Origin of the sequence: Rhodococcus sp. HM1 (assembly GCF_023218075.1) — a bacterium.
Taxonomy (GTDB): Bacteria; Actinomycetota; Actinomycetes; order Mycobacteriales; family Mycobacteriaceae; genus Rhodococcus.
Window position 1 is genome coordinate 1 of sequence record NZ_JALPTB010000106.1, and the last position, 14,885, is coordinate 14,885.

A 14,885-nucleotide genomic window follows, 5' to 3' on the forward strand; every position below is an offset into this window, starting at 1 on the left:
GATCCCGGCACCGGCCCCCGCGCCGGCCCTGACGATGCCCGCCGGAGCTCCGCTGCCCCCACCACCGGTTCCCGACGCGCCGACCGTGTCGTGTTCGTACGTCCCCGGCGGCAGAGCGGCACGTCCCGCGACGGCCCCGGCCGCGACACCGGTGCCCACGAGCGGAACCGTGGAGCTCACGCTCGACACCAGCATCGGTGCGGTACCGCTCGAGCTCGATCGCGCCGACGCGCCGTGTGCGGTGAACAGCCTGGTCTCGCTGGCCCGGCAGGGTTTCTACGACGACGTCGCCTGCCATCGTCTGTCCACCGACGAGGGTGCCCGCCTGTACCAGTGCGGGGACCCGTCGGGCACCGGAACCGGCGGTCCCGGCTACACGTTCGCGGACGAGTGGCCGGTGACCGTGTCGCACGGCTCCGACGGCTACCAGGCACCCCCGACGCTCTACCCGCGCGGCACGATCGCGATGGCCAACACCGGCCGGCCCGACACCAACGGCAGCCAGTTCTTCCTGGTCATCGGGGATTCGGTGCTGTATCCGGAGTACACGGTCCTGGGCACCGTCGGGGAGGCGGGCCTGCCGCTGCTCGACGCGGCCGCGGCGGCCGGTCACGACGGCAGCAGCCGCCTCGGCGGTGGCACCCCGACGACGCCGGTGGTGATCACCGGCGTCCGCTGACCGGTCCCGAATCTCGCCGGGTCAGGCCGCCGACGTCACGCGGTAGACGTCGTAGACGCCTTCCACGTTGCGGACGACGTTCAGCACGTGCCCGAGATGCTTGGGATCACCCATCTCGAACGTGAACCGGCTGACCGCGACCCGGTCTCCCGACGTGGTCACCGACGCCGACAGGATGTTCACGCGCTCGTCGGCGAGTGCCTTGGTGACGTCCGACAACAGCCGGTGCCGGTCCAGCGCCTCGATCTGGATCGCGACGAGGAACACCGACGACGGGGACGGCGCCCACTTCACCTCGATGATCCGCTCCGACTGCTCCTTCAGCGATCCGGCGTTGGTGCAGTCGGTGCGGTGCACGCTGACCGAACCGGTGCGGGTCACGAAGCCCATGATCTCGTCGCCCGGGACCGGGGTGCAGCACTTGGCGAGCTTCGAGACGGTGCCCGGCGCCCCGGGAACCTCGACTCCCGAATCACCGCTCTGTCGCGACCGGGTCGGCGTCGTCGACGGCGTCGCCCGTTCGGCGAGTTCCTCTTCGACACCGCCGACACCGCCGAGCATCGTCACCAGGCGCTGCACGACGTGCTGCGCGGAGACGTGGTGCTCCCCCACCGCCGTGTACAGCGCGGACACGTCGCTGTAGCGCAGTTCCTTGGCGGCCGCGAGCATCAGGTCGGCGTTCATCAACCGCTGCAGGGGCAGCCCGACGCGCCGCACCTCCTTCGCGATGGCGTCCTTGCCCGCCTCGAGGGCCTCCTCGCGGCGTTCCTTCGCGAACCACTGGCGGATCTTCGCCTTGGCGCGCGGGGATCCCACGAACGACTGCCAGTCGCGGCTCGGTCCCGCGTTCGGGTCCTTCGAGGTGAACACCTCGACGACCTCGCCGTTCTCGAGTTTGCGTTCGAGCGCGACGAGCCGGCCGTTGACGCGGGCACCGATGCACCGGTGCCCGACCTCGGTGTGCACCGCGTACGCGAAGTCCACCGGCGTCGACCCCGACGGCAACGTGATCACGTCGCCCTTCGGCGTGAACACGAAGATCTCCTTGACCGCCAGGTCGTAGCGCAGCGACTCGAGGAACTCCCCCGGATCCGCGGCCTCACGCTGCCAGTCGAGCAGCTGACGCATCCACGCCATGTCGTCGAGCTCGTTGGCGTCGCCCGAGTGCTTGCCCTTGGTTTCCTTGTAGCGCCAGTGCGCGGCGATCCCGAACTCGGCGGTCCGGTGCATCTCGCGGGTGCGGATCTGTACCTCGAGCGGCTTGCCCTCCGGGCCGATGACGGTGGTGTGCAGGGACTGGTACACGCCGTAGCGCGGCTGGGCGATGTAGTCCTTGAAGCGGCCCGCCATCGGCTGCCACAGCGAATGCACCACACCGACCGCGGCGTAGCAGTCGCGGATCTCGTTGCAGAGGATGCGCACCCCGACCAGGTCGTGGATGTCGTCGAAGTCGCGGCCCTTCACGATCATCTTCTGGTAGATCGACCAGTAGTGCTTGGGCCGGCCCTCGACGGTCGCGTCGATCCGCGACGCCGCCAGCGTCGCGTTGATCTCGGCGCGCACCTTCGCCAGGTAGGTGTCGCGGGACGGCGCGCGGGTCGCGACGAGGCGGACGATCTCCTCGTACTTCTTCGGATGCAGGATCGCGAACGACAGGTCCTCGAGCTCCCACTTGACCGTCGCCATGCCGAGACGATGCGCGAGCGGCGCGATCACCTCGAGGGTCTCGCGGGCCTTGCGCGCCTGCTTCTCGGGCGGCAGGAAACGCATCGTGCGCATGTTGTGCAGCCGGTCGGCGACCTTGATGACCAGGACCCGCGGGTCCCGCGCCATCGCGATGATCATCTTGCGGATGGTCTCGGCCTCGGCGGCATTGCCGAGGACGACCTTGTCGAGCTTGGTGACCCCGTCGACGAGGTGCGCGACCTCCTCGCCGAACTCGGCGGTGAGCTGTTCGAGGCTGTAACCGGTGTCCTCGACCGTGTCGTGCAGCAGTGCCGCGACGAGCGTCGTGGTGTCCATCCCGAGCTCGGCGAGGATCGTCGCGACCGCGAGCGGATGGGTGATGTACGGGTCGCCGGACTTGCGCTTCTGCGTGGCGTGGCGTTCCTCGGCGACGTCGTAGGCGCGCTGCAGCTGCGACAGATCGGCCTTCGGATACAGCTCACGGTGGATCGTGACCAGCGGCTCGAGCACCGGCTTGAGCGTGGTTCCGCGCTGTCCGGTGATGCGCCGGGCCAGCCGCGCCCGCACCCGGCGCGACGCGGACGTCGATGCCGGTGTCGGGGTGGGGCCGGAGTTCGACGACCGATCAAGATTCTGGGTCATACCCACTCCTCCCGCCGCATTGCCCGGACCGTCGTGCTCGGCCCGCCGGGGCCGCCCGGCCCGGGTACCTGCGCCAACTGTAGTCCTCAGATCCGCACGATCGACGTCAGCGGGTGCTTCGCGAGCCGTGCGCGTCCGGCCAGCGCCTCGATCTCGGTCACGACCGACACCGCGACCACGTCCGCACCCGCTTCCTCGAGCAACTGCACGGTCGCGGCGAGGGTGCCGCCGGTGGCCAGGACGTCGTCGACGACGAATACCCGGCGACCCTCGAGGGCAATCGAATCGCCCGGAATCTCGATGGATGCGGAGCCGTACTCGAGGGAGTACTCGCAGGTGCGCACCGGCGGCGGAAGCTTGCCGGCCTTGCGCACCGCCAAGACCCCGACCCCGAGTTCGCGGGCGATCCCACCGCCGAGGAGGAAACCCCGCGCGTCGACGCCGGCCACCAGTTCCGCGCCCTCCGCGACGGCCGCCAGCGCGGCGATCACCGCACCGAAGGCCGGACCGTCCGCGAACACCGGGGTGAGGTCCGCGAAGCGCACACCGGGGGTCGGAAAGTCGTCGACCCACCGGGTCCGTTCGGTCACCGCGGTCGCGGCGCGTTCGAGGAGGACAGGGTCGACGGTTCCGTGGATGCTCACCTGGTCAGTATCCACCGGTCCATGTTCCAGCCCGCACCCGCGGTCGTCGGATTCGCGACGGCGACGTGCATCCCGGGCGCGAGCGTGGTGGTGCGGGGCTGCGCGAACAGCGGCACCGTCGGCATCTCGTTCCACAGGATCGTCTCGGCTTCACCGGCCAGGGCGGCCACCGCGGCATTGTCCGAGGTGACGAGCAGCGCGTCGAGGATCTCGTCGACGCGGCGGTTCGCGAAACCACCGACGTTGCCGCCGGTCCCGGAGTGCAGGGCGCCGCGGGCGTCGGCCATGTCGGCGGTACCGCCGGCCCCGGCGACCGCGGCCGTGCCGGCGAGGACGGCATCGAACTGTCCCGTCGTCAGTTGTGACGGCGTGAACGTCTCGGATCCGGCGTCGACGACCTCGATACCGGCGTCGCGGCACGACTCGGCGATCAGTTCCACGGTCCGGGCGCGACGCGGGTCGGGCCCGAGGTAGCCGACCCGGACGGTGATCCGCTCCTGGCCGGTGGCGGCGAGTTCGCGCTTCGCCGCCTCCCGGTCGGCCTGGGCGTACCGGGAAGCGGTTCCGGCCACGCCGGGATACAGCGGGGAATCCGCCGAGAGAATCCGGGAATCGACCGGTCCGGCACCGAGCCCCGCGTCCGGCGCGTCGGCGACCGTTCCGAGCTGGTCGAACAGTTCCCCGCGGGGAATGCACAACGCGAACGCGCGCCGCGCCGCCGGGTTCGCGAACACGCCCTTGGTGGCGAGTGTCAGCTGCTCGACGTTGCGCGAGGGCACCGTCGACACGGTGGCGCCGTCCCCGGCGCCGATGCCCTCGAGGGCACCGTCGGCGCTGTCGACGACGTGGATCCGGCCGTCCTCGGACGCGGTCGATGCGGCGGTGCCACGCGGCCACACCACGATCGTGTCCGTGGCTGGGCGGTTGCCCCACCAGCGTTCGTTCGCGACGAGGACGAGACCGTCCTCGGCCGTGTAGGACTCGATGCGATACGGCCCGGCCGACGGTAGCAGCGAGAGGTCGAGCGCTCCGGGGGTCAGGTTCCAGCCGGTGTTCCAGAAGTCCGCCATCCGACGCACCGCGTCGAGGTCACCGCCGTTGATCGCCGCGACCGGGTCGGCGACCCCGGACACCCGGGCCACCACGTGCGAGGGCAGCAGCTCGGTGGCCCCGAACAGCGACTTCCAGTCCGTGTCGGAGCGGTCCGCACGGAAGACGACGGTCGCGTCCTTCGAACCGGGCTGGCAGTCGACCCGCTCGATGTCGGCGTATCCGCCGCGCTGCGCCGAGTCGAACACGTTCACCACGGCACCGGTTTCGTCCGGGGCGGTGAAACGGCCGGACGCCGCAGCCCACGCCAGCACGAGGTCGTCGCAGCTCATCGGCACCCCGTCGGAGTACACCGAATCCGCGGCGAGCCGGTACTGGACGGTGAGCCGATCGGCGGGCATGACGGTGGCGGTACCGAGGTCGGTGTCGGCGACGACGCGGCCGGCCGGCCCCACATAGCCGAAGCCGGGCTGCACGCGCGCGAGCGCCTGCCGCGCACCCGACGCGGCACCGTCGACGGTGTTGGCGTTGTAGGTGGTGACGGTCCCGTCGATCGCGTAGCCGATCGAGTGCAGCGGTTCGTCGGAGGAGCCGCAGGCCACGGCTCCGGCCGCGACCCCGGTCACCGCCGCAGCGGTGACCACGGTCCGGAGCGACCGTCGTAGTCGTCGGGTGCGCTGGGTCCGTTCGGTTGCCGCCATGTCAGGGCCTTCTCTTGCCGCGCTTCCCCGTCGGCCGCGCGCCGGGTCTCGGCGCACGCTGCGCCGGCGCGGTCGGCTGCCGGTGCACCGCGTGCGCGCCGGAGCGATCCGGAACCGATACCGGCTCGGCGTCGACCACAGCGGCCGCGGTCGCGGCCCGGCCGGCGGCGGCCTCCCGCTTGGCGAGCACCTTCCTGGTGTGCGCAGCGATCGGGCCGCGCCACTCCTTCAGCGTCACCAGCAGCGGCGTCGCGAAGAAGATCGACGAGTAGGCACCGACGACGATGCCGACCAGCTGCACGAGCGCCAGGTCCTTGAGCGTGCCGACGCCGAGGAGCCACACCGCGATCACCATCAGCGCGATCACCGGCAGCACCGAGATGATCGTGGTGTTGATCGACCGCATCAGCGTCTGGTTGACGGCCAGGTTCGCCTGTTCGGCATAGGTGCGCCGATGCAGGTGCAGGATGCCGCGGGTGTTCTCCTCGACCTTGTCGAACACGACGACCGAGTCGTACAGCGAGAAACCGAGGATGGTGAGCAGACCGATGACGGTCGCGGGCGAGACCTCGAAGCCGACCAGCGAATAGATGCCCGCGGTGACGATCATGTCGAAGAACAACGCCGCGATCGCCGCGATCGCCATGTCCCGCTCGTAGCGCACGGCGATGTAGACGCTGACGATCACGAGGAACACCACGAGCGCGATCAGCGCCTTCTTGGTGATCTGCCCGCCCCACGTCTCGCTCACGTCGGCGACGCTGATGGTGTTGCGGGAGGGGACGCCGTCGCTGTCGGTCGGCTGGAACTCCTCGAACAATGCCGACTGCAGGGCGTTGACCTGCACGAGATCGAGCGCCTCGGAGCGGATCTGGATGGTCGCGCCGGCACCCGAACCGACGGTCTGCACCGCCACCGGCTCCGTGCCGAGCGTGTCGCTGTAGACCGTCTCGACCTGTTCGGTGGTCACGCCCTCGACCGCGGGCATCTGGATTCGCGTGCCGCCCTCGAAGTCGATACCCCAGGAGAAGCCTCGGATGAGCATGCTCAGCAGCGCGACGAGCACGATCGCGCCGGTGAGCACGTAGTAGAACTTGCGGCGTCCGACGATGTCGAAACCACCGGTGCCGGTGTAGAGGCGGGACAGTCCACTGTGGTGCGGTGCCGTCGTCGTGTCGGTCATCGTCACGCCTCCTTCGCCGAGGCCGCTGCGAGCTGACGCTCACGCGCCACCTGCTGGATGGCGCCGAGTCCGTTGACACTCGGCTTGGACCAGAACTTCGAGGTCGATGCCAGATGCACCAGGGGCCAGGTCACCAGGAACACGACGACCACGTCGAGGATGGTGGTCAGGCCGAGAGTGAAGGCGAACCCGCGCACCTGCCCGACGGCGAGGAAGTACAGCACCGCCGCGGCGATGAAGCTGACCGCGTTTCCGGACAGGATCGTCCGGCGGGCACGCGCCCAACCGCGCGGTACCGCGGATCGGAAGCTGCGGCCCTCGCGGATCTCGTCCTTGATGCGTTCGAAGAACACCACAAACGAGTCGGCCGTCATGCCGATACCGATGATGAGGCCGGCGATACCGGCCAGGTCGAGCGTGTAGCCGATGTAGCGGCCGAGCAGCACCATGATCGCGTACACGGCCAGGCCGGAGAGCACCAGCGACAGCGCGGTGAGCAGTCCGAGCATGCGGTAGTACGCGAGGCAGTACAGCAGCACCAGCACGAGACCGACCGCACCGGCGATCAGGCCGGCCTGCAACGACGCGAATCCGAGCGTCGCGGAGACGGTTTCGGCTTCGGAGGCCACGAACGAGAGCGGCAGCGAACCGTACTTGAGGGTGTTCGCGAGTTCGGTGGCCTGGGTGTTGGTGAAGTTGCCGGTGATCGACGTGGCGCTGCCGGCGGGCGTCGCGCCCTGGATGACGGGTGCGCTGACGACCTTCGAGTCGAGCGTGAACGCGGCCTGCTGGCCGATGTTCGCGGCGGTGAACTGCGCCCACGTGTTGCTGCCCTCGCTGTCGAAGGTCAGGCTGACCTCGTAGCGGGACTGCTGGCTGTTGAAACCGGCCGTGGCGTCGGTGATCTGCTGACCGTCGATGATGCTGGGGCCGAGCAGGTAGACGGAGGTGCCGTCGGTCGAGCACGCGACGAGCGGCAGGGCCGGATCGTCGTTGCCGGCGAGCGGATCGGCGACCGAGCAGTCCAGGGACATCGCGGCCTGCTGCTGGGTCGCGGGATCCTCGCTCTGCCGCAGCGCCTTCGCGGCGGCGATGTCCGCGGCGGCCTGCGCCTGCGGGTCGAGCTCACCGCCGGCCGGTGCCTCCGGAGCGGGTGCGGGGGTGGCGGTGGGTTCCGGTGCGACCGGCGTGTCGGTCGGCTCCTGGGCCGGGAACGGCCGGCCCTGCGGCTCGGGGTTCTCCGGTGCCGGATTCTCGGGCGCCTGATTCTCCGGTGCGGGCTCGACCGGGGCCGGCTCCGCCGGGGACTGGGTCGGGTTCTGGGTCTCCGGGTTCTGCGCCTCGGGGTTCTCCCCCCTGGTGTTCGCGCTGGCGATCGGGCCACCGAGGACCGGCCGGATGTAGAGCCGCGCGGTCTGGCCGAGGGTCTTGGCCTGCGCGCTGTCGTCGCCGGGCACCGTGATGACCAGGTTGTCGCCGTCGACGACGACCTCGGACCCGGACACGCCGAGGCCGTTGACGCGGGTCTCGATGATCTGCTGCGCCTGCCGGAGGCTGTCCTGGCTCGGGCTGCTGCCGTCCGGTGTGCGGGCGGTGAGCGTGACTCGGGTGCCGCCCTGGAGGTCGATACCGAGTTTCGGTGTCGGCGACTTGTCCCCGGTGAAGAAGACCAGTGCATACAGCGCCACCAGGATCGCCCCGAACAGGGCGAGGGAACGCGCTGGATGCACCGATCCGTTGGAAGGTGCCACGGTCAGTCAGTCTCCTCGTAACGAGTGAGTGGTTCGGTGGTGGCGGTCGCAGCGACCGCTGCGCGACGCCACCCGAGACCACTCCGGTGCCGCCGCCCGATGAAGATCAGTATTCGGTGGGACGACCCGCCGGCGGATCGGTGTCGTCGTCCTTGCCGAACGAGACCGTACCGGTATCGGTGTTACCGGTGGTACCGGTGGTGTCCTCGAGCTTCTCCCGGACCACCATGCGTGCCCACGTGGTGACGACGCCGGGCGCGATCTCGAGATCGACGGTGGTGTCGGACAGCGCCACGACCGTCGCGTGCAGGCCCGCCGTCGTCGCCACCCGGTCACCGATGCGCAGCGAATCCTGCAGCTCCGTGACCTTCTGCATTTCCTTCTTCTGACGCCGGATTCCGAGGAACGTGGGCACCAGCAGTGCAAGGATCAAGAGCGGGAAGAGCAGTTCCATCGTTGAAGTCAGTCCTCGGTATCGATTGACGAGCGGCCTCCGCGTGCCGACGCAATAGACCAGTGTGCCATCACCCGCCGAGCGGATGGTGGGCCCGTCACCCGGGCCGCGCGGTCAGTCCCCGTCGAACAGGTCGAGTTGCGGTTCGCGCGCACGCACCTCGATGCCGCCGGTTGCGGCCTCGGGCGGAGGTGTCAGACCGAGCTGCAGCCATGCGGCCTGCGTCGCGACCCGCCCGCGCGGCGTGCGGGCGATCATCCCCGCGCGCACCAGGAACGGTTCGCACACCTCCTCGACCGTGGCCGGTTCCTCACCGACCGCGACCGCGAGGGTGGACACCCCGACCGGTCCCCCGCCGAAGCTGCGCACCAGGGCTCCGAGCACGGCGCGGTCCAGCCGGTCCAGGCCGATCGGATCGACGTCGTAGACCGCCAGCGCCGCCTGGGCGATCTCGCGGGTGACGACCCCGTCGGAACGCACGTCGGCGTAGTCCCGGACGCGCCGCAGCAACCGGTTCGCGATACGGGGAGTGCCGCGGGACCGGCCGGCGATCTCGGCACCGGCATCCTCGCGCAGGTCGATGCCCAGCAGCCGGGCCGAACGATGCAGGATCTGCTGCAGTTCGGCGGGTTCGTAGAAGTCCATGTGCGCGGTGAACCCGAAGCGGTCGCGCAGGGGGCCGGTCAGCGAACCGGAACGGGTGGTCGCGCCGACCAGCGTGAAGGGGGCGACCTCGAGCGGGATCGACGTGGCTCCGGGTCCCTTGCCGACGACGACGTCGACCCGGAAGTCCTCCATCGCGAGGTACAGCATCTCCTCGGCGGGCCGGGCGATGCGGTGGATCTCGTCGATGAACAGCACGTCGCCCTCCGCGAGGTTGGAGAGCATCGCAGCGAGGTCGCCCGCACGTTCGAGCGCCGGGCCGGACGTGAGCCGCAGCGACGTGCCGAGCTCGGCGGCGATGATCATCGCCATGGAGGTCTTGCCGAGGCCGGGCGGTCCCGACAGCAGGATGTGGTCGGGGGTTCCGCCCCGAAGCTTGGCCGCCCGCAGCACGAGCTGCAGCTGTTCCCGCACCCGCGGCTGGCCGATGAAGTCGTCGAGGCTCTTCGGCCGCAGGCTCGTCTCGATGTCGCTGTCGGACGGCAGGTGCCGCGCGGTCACCGGCGACGGTTCGTCCCGGTCGGTGGAGTGGGCGCGGTCGAATTCGCGGTATTCGTCGGTCATCGCGACCTACCGAGCAGCTTGAGCGCGGCACGCAGCGCCGTGGACACCTCCGCGCCCGGATCCTCCGCGAGCACGGTGTCGGTGGCCGGTTCGGCCTGCTTCGCGGTGAATCCGAGCCCCACCAGCGCCTCGACGATCTGGTCGCGGATCGGCGACGCCGAGGCCGCCGTCGTCGTCTCGCCGGCACCCGCGAACGCCGCGACCTTGTCGCGCAGTTCGACGATCATGCGTTCGGCGCCGCGTTTGCCGATGCCCGGGACACGAGTGAGGGCGGTCGTGTTGCCCTCGGCGAGCGCGGCGCGCAACGCGTCGGGTTCCAGAACCGCGAGGGTGGCCATCGCCAGCCGCGGGCCGACCCCGGACACGGTCTGCAGCAGCCCGAACAGCTCGCGCGCCTCGGTGTTCGCGAACCCGTAGAGCGTCATCGAGTCCTCGCGCACGATCATCGCGGTGACCAGCCGGGTCTCGTCGCCCCGGCGCAGCGTGCCGAGGGTCGCCGGTGTCGCGTTGATCCGGTAGCCGATGCCGCCGGCCTCGATGACGACATGGTCGAGGGCGATGTCCAGTACCTCGCCGCGCACCGACCCGATCACTGGCCACCTGCCTTCCGCGCGGCCGCCTGCTCACGCAGCCGCTCTTCGTATCGTCGTTTCTGAGCGGCCGCCATGGCCTCGGCCGCCGCGAGGCGCGCGAGCATCGGTGCGCGCCAGCAGTGCGCGACCGCCAGCGCCAGCGCGTCCGCGGCATCCGCCGGTTTGGGTGCCGAGTCGAGCTCGAGGATGCGGGTGATCATGGCGGTCACCTGCTTCTTGTCGGCGCTGCCGTTGCCCGTCACGGCAGCCTTGACCTCGCTCGGGGTGTGGAACATGACGGGGATCGACCGGCGGGCCGCGGCGAGGGCCACGACACCACCCGCTTGCGCGGTTCCCATCGCGGTGCGCACGTTGTGCTGCGAGAACACCCGTTCCACGGCGACCACGTCGGGCCGGTAGCGGTCCATCCACTCCTCGGCGGATTCGGAGATCCGCAGCAGACGCTGCGCGAGATCGAGGTCGGTGGGGGTCCGCACGACCCCGACGGCCACCGGATGGACCTCGCGGCCGCGTCCGGTGTCCACCACGCCGAGTCCGCAGCGGGTCAGGCCGGGATCGACACCCATGACACGCACCCGACCACCTCTCACCGCCACGAACATCTGTTCGAGAGCATAGTCGTCGGGGCTGCGCGTCGGCAGTGCGACACGCAGCCCCGGCGGGACGAAGACCGTGGCTCAGGCGTCGAGCTCGGCCAGCACCTCGTCCGAGACGTCGACATTGGTGTAGACGTTCTGCACGTCGTCGCAGTCCTCGAGCGCGTCGACCAGCTTGAACACCTTGCGGGCGCCCTCGGCGTCGACGGGCACCTCGACCGACGCCCGGAAGTCCGGGTCGGCCGAGTCGTAGTCGATTCCGGCCTCGACCAGCGCCGTCCGCACCGGAATCAGGTCGGAGGCCTCGGAGACGATCTCGAAGCTGTCGCCCAGGTCGTTGATCTCCTCGGCGCCGGCTTCGAGGACGACCTCGAGGATCTCGTCCTCGGTGCGGCCGTTCTTCTCCAGCACGACGACGCCCTTGCGGGTGAACAGGTACGACACCGAACCCGGGTCCGCCATGTTGCCGCCGTTGCGGGTCATCGCGGTGCGCACCTCACCGGCCGCGCGGTTGCGGTTGTCGGTCAGGCACTCGATGAGGATGGCGACACCGTTGGGGCCGTAGCCCTCGTAGGTGATGGTCTGCCAGTCGGCACCGCCGGCCTCTTCGCCACCGCCGCGCTTGCGGGCGCGTTCGATGTTGTCGTTGGGGACCGAGCTCTTCTTCGCCTTCTGGATCGCGTCGAACAACGTCGGGTTGCCGGCGGGGTCACTACCACCCGTGCGGGCCGCCACCTCGATGTTCTTGATCAGCTTCGCGAACATCTTGCCGCGCTTGGCGTCGATGACCGCCTTCTTGTGCTTGGTGGTGGCCCATTTGGAGTGGCCGCTCATTCGCTTCGAGCCCCTTCCGGCGAGGTGAAGTCGGCATGCACCGACAGGTCGGAACAGAGATTCTACTCCGGGGCTACCGGGCTTTCCGGACCGCGTCCACGAACATGCGGTGCACCCGCAGGTCCCCGGTGACCTCGGGGTGGAAGGACGTCGCCATCACCACTCCCTGCCGCACCGCGACGACCCGCCCCGCCGCCGGCCCGTCGGGCACCGCCGCGAGCACTTCCACACCGGCACCGACCTTTTCGACCCAGGGTGCGCGGATGAACACCGCACGCACCGGACCGTCGTCGATACCGAGCACCTCGAGATCCGTCTCGAACGAGTCGACCTGGCGGCCGAACGCGTTGCGGCGCACCGTGATGTCGAGCGCGTCGAGATGCTCGGCGTCGGGCCGGGTATCGAGGACCTCCGAGGCGAGCAGGATCATGCCCGCACACGAACCGAATGCGGGCAGTCCGTCCCGCAGCCGCGCCCGCAACGGCTCGAGCAGATCGAACACCTGCAGCAGGCGGCTCATCGTCGTCGATTCGCCGCCGGGGATCACCACGCCGTCGACGCTGTCGAGTTCGCTCGCGCGGCGCAACGCGATCGTGTGCGCGCCGGCCGCGTCGAGTGCGGCCCGGTGTTCACGGACGTCGCCCTGCAACGCCAGCACGCCGATGGTCGGTGTCGTACCCACGGAAAACTACCTGCCTGTTCGTTGTGCCGCCGGGTCTCCCCGGCGGGATGTGTTCACGATTCGCGCAGGTAGCGGGTCAATCCTTCCTGCACGACCGCGGCGACCATGTTGCCGTTCCGGTCGAAGATCCGGCCCTGCGTCAGCGCGCGCCCGAACCCGGCGGACGGGGACGTCTGGTCGTAGAGCAGCCAGTCGTCGGCGCGGAACGGACGCATGAACCACATCGCGTGGTCGAGCGAGGCGCCCTGCGTCTTCTCGTCGGGATGGGCGACACTGGCCGATCCCAGCAGCGTCATGTCGCTCATGTACGCGAGGGTGCACACGTGGAAGACGGGGTCGTCCGGCAGTGCCTCGCGGGAGCGGAACCACACCTGCTGCTGGGACGCCCAGCGGCTCGAGGTGTCCATCTGCTCCCGCGGAACGAACCGGAACTCCCATTCGGCCCATTCGATCCGCGCCCAGTGCACCGTCGGGTCGTCGACCAGGTCCGGGTCGGGCAGATCCTCGGGCATCGGGACCCGCGGCATGGTGTCCTGATGCTCGATTCCCCGCTCGTCCACGTGGAACGACGCCGACATCGTGAAGATCGCCTTGCCGTCCTGCACCGCGGTCACCCGGCGGGTGCAGAACGACCGTCCGTCGCGGATGCGATCGACGAGATAGACGATCTGCATCGTCGGGTTGCCGGGCCGTAGGAAGTAGCCGTGCAGCGAATGCACTTCGAACGCGGGATCGACGGTCCGCACCGCGGAAACCAGCGCCTGACCCGCGACCTGCCCGCCGAACGTCCGCGGCAGCAACGTCTCCGTCGCGATGCCCCGGAAGATGTCCTTCTCGATCTGTTCGAGCGCCAGGATCTCTTCGATCTTCGCCATGCCCGCCCCTTCCACTGTGCGGTCCAAGGCTATATCGCCTCCCTCACCGCACGGTGACGGGAACCGTCACCGTGCGCTCACGGGTGGGCGATCACCAGCCGCGCTCGGCGAGCCGGTGCGGCTGCGGGATCTCGTCGACGTTGATGCCGACCATCGCCTCGCCGAGACCGCGGGAAACCTTCGCGAGCACGTCCGGGTCGTCGAAGAAGGTGGTGGCCTTGACGATCGCGGCTGCGCGCTGGGCCGGGTTGCCGGACTTGAAGATGCCTGAGCCGACGAAGACACCCTCGGCGCCGAGCTGCATCATCATCGCGGCATCGGCGGGAGTCGCGATACCACCGGCGGTGAACAGCGTGACGGGCAGCTTGCCTGCCTTGGCGACCTCGACGACCAGGTCGTACGGGGCCTGCAGTTCCTTCGCCGCGACGTACAGTTCGTCCTCCGGCAGCGACGTGAGCCGGCGGATCTCCTGCCGGATCCTGCGCATGTGGGTGGTGGCGTTCGAGACGTCGCCGGTACCGGCCTCGCCCTTCGAACGGATCATCGCCGCACCTTCGTTGATGCGGCGCAGCGCCTCCCCGAGGTTCGTGGCGCCACACACGAACGGCACCGTGAAGGCGAACTTGTCGATGTGGTTCTCGTAGTCGGCCGGCGTCAGCACCTCCGACTCGTCGATGTAGTCCACACCGAGGGACTGCAGGATCTGTGCCTCGACGAAGTGACCGATGCGGGCCTTGGCCATCACCGGGATCGACACGGCCGAGATGATGCCGTCGATCATGTCCGGGTCGCTCATCCGGGAGACGCCGCCCTGGGCACGAATGTCGGCCGGCACCCGCTCGAGCGCCATGACCGCGACGGCGCCCGCGTCCTCGGCGATCTTCGCCTGCTCGGGAGTGACGACGTCCATGATCACGCCGCCCTTGAGCATCTCGGCCATGCCGCGCTTGACGCGGGCGGTGCCGGTGGCGGGGGCGGATTCGGGGGTGCTCACAGCGAACTCCTACACGTGTGGTCTGTCGGTCGGCAGCCGCCGGAACACCGTGGTCCTGGACGGGTTCCGTGGCCAGAAGGAGCCTATGACCGCACCCGGCGCCCCACCGATAGCCAGTCGCGGAGACCTGGCCTTGTGCTCCCGGTCACCGCGTCCCCGAGGGGCCGGTCACCGGATCGCGCGCACCTCGGGTTCGGTGCGCCGCACGGCCACGTCCCGGGCCTCCCCGAGCAGATCCGCCAGGTCCTGCGGGTACACCGGTTCACCGCGCTGCTGCAGTCCGCGGATCTCGTC

At 69.7% G+C, this 14,885-nt stretch carries 14 protein-coding genes and 2 pseudogenes; 1 reads left to right on the forward strand and 15 read right to left on the reverse strand.

The window, feature by feature from the left end; translation table 11 throughout:
- Positions 1-180 (reverse strand): annotated as a pseudogene (locus tag M1M07_RS33155) (hypothetical protein); the annotation flags it as partial.
- On the opposite strand from M1M07_RS33155, the gene M1M07_RS30215 reads away from it, so the two are divergent.
- The gene (locus M1M07_RS30215; protein WP_248676526.1) at positions 170-679 is read left to right on the forward strand and encodes a peptidylprolyl isomerase; all 510 of its coding nucleotides are present in this window, start codon (positions 170-172) and stop codon (positions 677-679) included. The pseudogene M1M07_RS33155 and the gene M1M07_RS30215 sit on opposite strands and share 11 nt — an antisense overlap.
- A gap of 21 nt (positions 680-700) precedes the next feature.
- Here M1M07_RS30215 and M1M07_RS30220 read toward each other — a convergent pair whose 3' ends face one another.
- The 14 genes and pseudogenes from M1M07_RS30220 to M1M07_RS30285 form a co-directional block, all read right to left on the reverse strand.
- Entirely contained in the window at positions 701-3,007 is a 2,307-nt protein-coding gene (locus M1M07_RS30220) for a bifunctional (p)ppGpp synthetase/guanosine-3',5'-bis(diphosphate) 3'-pyrophosphohydrolase (protein ID WP_197252508.1), read from the reverse strand.
- Between the two features lie 86 nt (positions 3,008-3,093).
- On the reverse strand, positions 3,094-3,645 hold the full coding sequence (locus M1M07_RS30225; RefSeq protein ID WP_248676530.1) for an adenine phosphoribosyltransferase: 552 nt from the start codon (positions 3,643-3,645) through the stop codon (positions 3,094-3,096).
- Between the two features lie 2 nt (positions 3,646-3,647).
- Entirely contained in the window at positions 3,648-5,402 is a 1,755-nt protein-coding gene (locus M1M07_RS30230; RefSeq protein ID WP_248676527.1) for an ABC transporter substrate-binding protein, read from the reverse strand.
- 1 nt (position 5,403) lies between these two features.
- Complete coding sequence (gene secF, locus M1M07_RS30235; protein WP_248676528.1) at positions 5,404-6,585, reverse strand: protein translocase subunit SecF; 1,182 nt, start codon at positions 6,583-6,585, stop codon at positions 5,404-5,406.
- A 2-nt stretch (positions 6,586-6,587) separates the two neighbouring features.
- A complete protein-coding gene (gene secD / locus M1M07_RS30240) occupies positions 6,588-8,336 on the reverse strand; it encodes a protein translocase subunit SecD (RefSeq protein ID WP_197252509.1) in 1,749 nt (582 codons plus the stop codon).
- Between the two features lie 106 nt (positions 8,337-8,442).
- The gene (gene yajC, locus M1M07_RS30245; protein ID WP_197252510.1) at positions 8,443-8,790 is read right to left on the reverse strand and encodes a preprotein translocase subunit YajC; all 348 of its coding nucleotides are present in this window, start codon (positions 8,788-8,790) and stop codon (positions 8,443-8,445) included.
- Positions 8,791-8,904: 114 nt separating this feature from the next.
- Positions 8,905-10,017, reverse strand: a complete 1,113-nt coding sequence (ruvB, locus tag M1M07_RS30250; protein ID WP_197252511.1) for a Holliday junction branch migration DNA helicase RuvB — start codon at positions 10,015-10,017, stop codon at positions 8,905-8,907.
- Entirely contained in the window at positions 10,014-10,610 is a 597-nt protein-coding gene (ruvA, locus tag M1M07_RS30255) for a Holliday junction branch migration protein RuvA (protein ID WP_197252512.1), read from the reverse strand. The genes ruvB and ruvA overlap by 4 nt, the downstream gene beginning before the upstream one ends.
- On the reverse strand, positions 10,607-11,185 hold the full coding sequence (ruvC, locus tag M1M07_RS30260; RefSeq protein ID WP_248676529.1) for a crossover junction endodeoxyribonuclease RuvC: 579 nt from the start codon (positions 11,183-11,185) through the stop codon (positions 10,607-10,609). The genes ruvA and ruvC overlap by 4 nt, the downstream gene beginning before the upstream one ends.
- A gap of 102 nt (positions 11,186-11,287) precedes the next feature.
- Positions 11,288-12,040, reverse strand: coding sequence for a YebC/PmpR family DNA-binding transcriptional regulator (locus M1M07_RS30265; RefSeq protein ID WP_197252514.1), 753 nt, complete (start codon positions 12,038-12,040; stop codon positions 11,288-11,290).
- 73 nt (positions 12,041-12,113) lie between these two features.
- Positions 12,114-12,722 carry a pyridoxal 5'-phosphate synthase glutaminase subunit PdxT gene (gene pdxT / locus M1M07_RS30270; RefSeq protein ID WP_197252515.1) on the reverse strand — a complete coding sequence of 203 codons (609 nt, stop codon included), beginning with the start codon at positions 12,720-12,722 and terminating at the stop codon, positions 12,114-12,116.
- Between the two features lie 53 nt (positions 12,723-12,775).
- Complete coding sequence (locus M1M07_RS30275) at positions 12,776-13,597, reverse strand: acyl-CoA thioesterase II (RefSeq protein WP_197252516.1); 822 nt, start codon at positions 13,595-13,597, stop codon at positions 12,776-12,778.
- A gap of 91 nt (positions 13,598-13,688) precedes the next feature.
- Positions 13,689-14,591 (reverse strand): pyridoxal 5'-phosphate synthase lyase subunit PdxS, encoded by a 903-nt coding sequence (pdxS, locus tag M1M07_RS30280; RefSeq protein WP_197252517.1) that lies wholly within the window; start codon positions 14,589-14,591, stop codon positions 13,689-13,691.
- 168 nt (positions 14,592-14,759) lie between these two features.
- Positions 14,760-14,885: pseudogene (locus M1M07_RS30285) on the reverse strand (exopolyphosphatase); the annotation flags it as partial.

Bases quoted from the DNA above. Each gene is read 5' to 3' on its own strand.
- M1M07_RS30275 (WP_197252516.1), bottom strand. From the start codon at position 13,597: ATGGCGAAGATCGAAGAGATCCTGGCGCTCGAACAGATCGAGAAGGAC.
- M1M07_RS30265 (WP_197252514.1), bottom strand. From the start codon at position 12,040: ATGAGCGGCCACTCCAAATGGGCCACCACCAAGCACAAGAAGGCGGTC.
- M1M07_RS30220 (WP_197252508.1), bottom strand. From the start codon at position 3,007: ATGACCCAGAATCTTGATCGGTCGTCGAACTCCGGCCCCACCCCGACA.
- ruvB (WP_197252511.1), bottom strand. From the start codon at position 10,017: ATGACCGACGAATACCGCGAATTCGACCGCGCCCACTCCACCGACCGG.
- yajC (WP_197252510.1), bottom strand. From the start codon at position 8,790: ATGGAACTGCTCTTCCCGCTCTTGATCCTTGCACTGCTGGTGCCCACG.
- M1M07_RS30230 (WP_248676527.1), bottom strand. From the start codon at position 5,402: ATGGCGGCAACCGAACGGACCCAGCGCACCCGACGACTACGACGGTCG.
- secF (WP_248676528.1), bottom strand. From the start codon at position 6,585: ATGACCGACACGACGACGGCACCGCACCACAGTGGACTGTCCCGCCTC.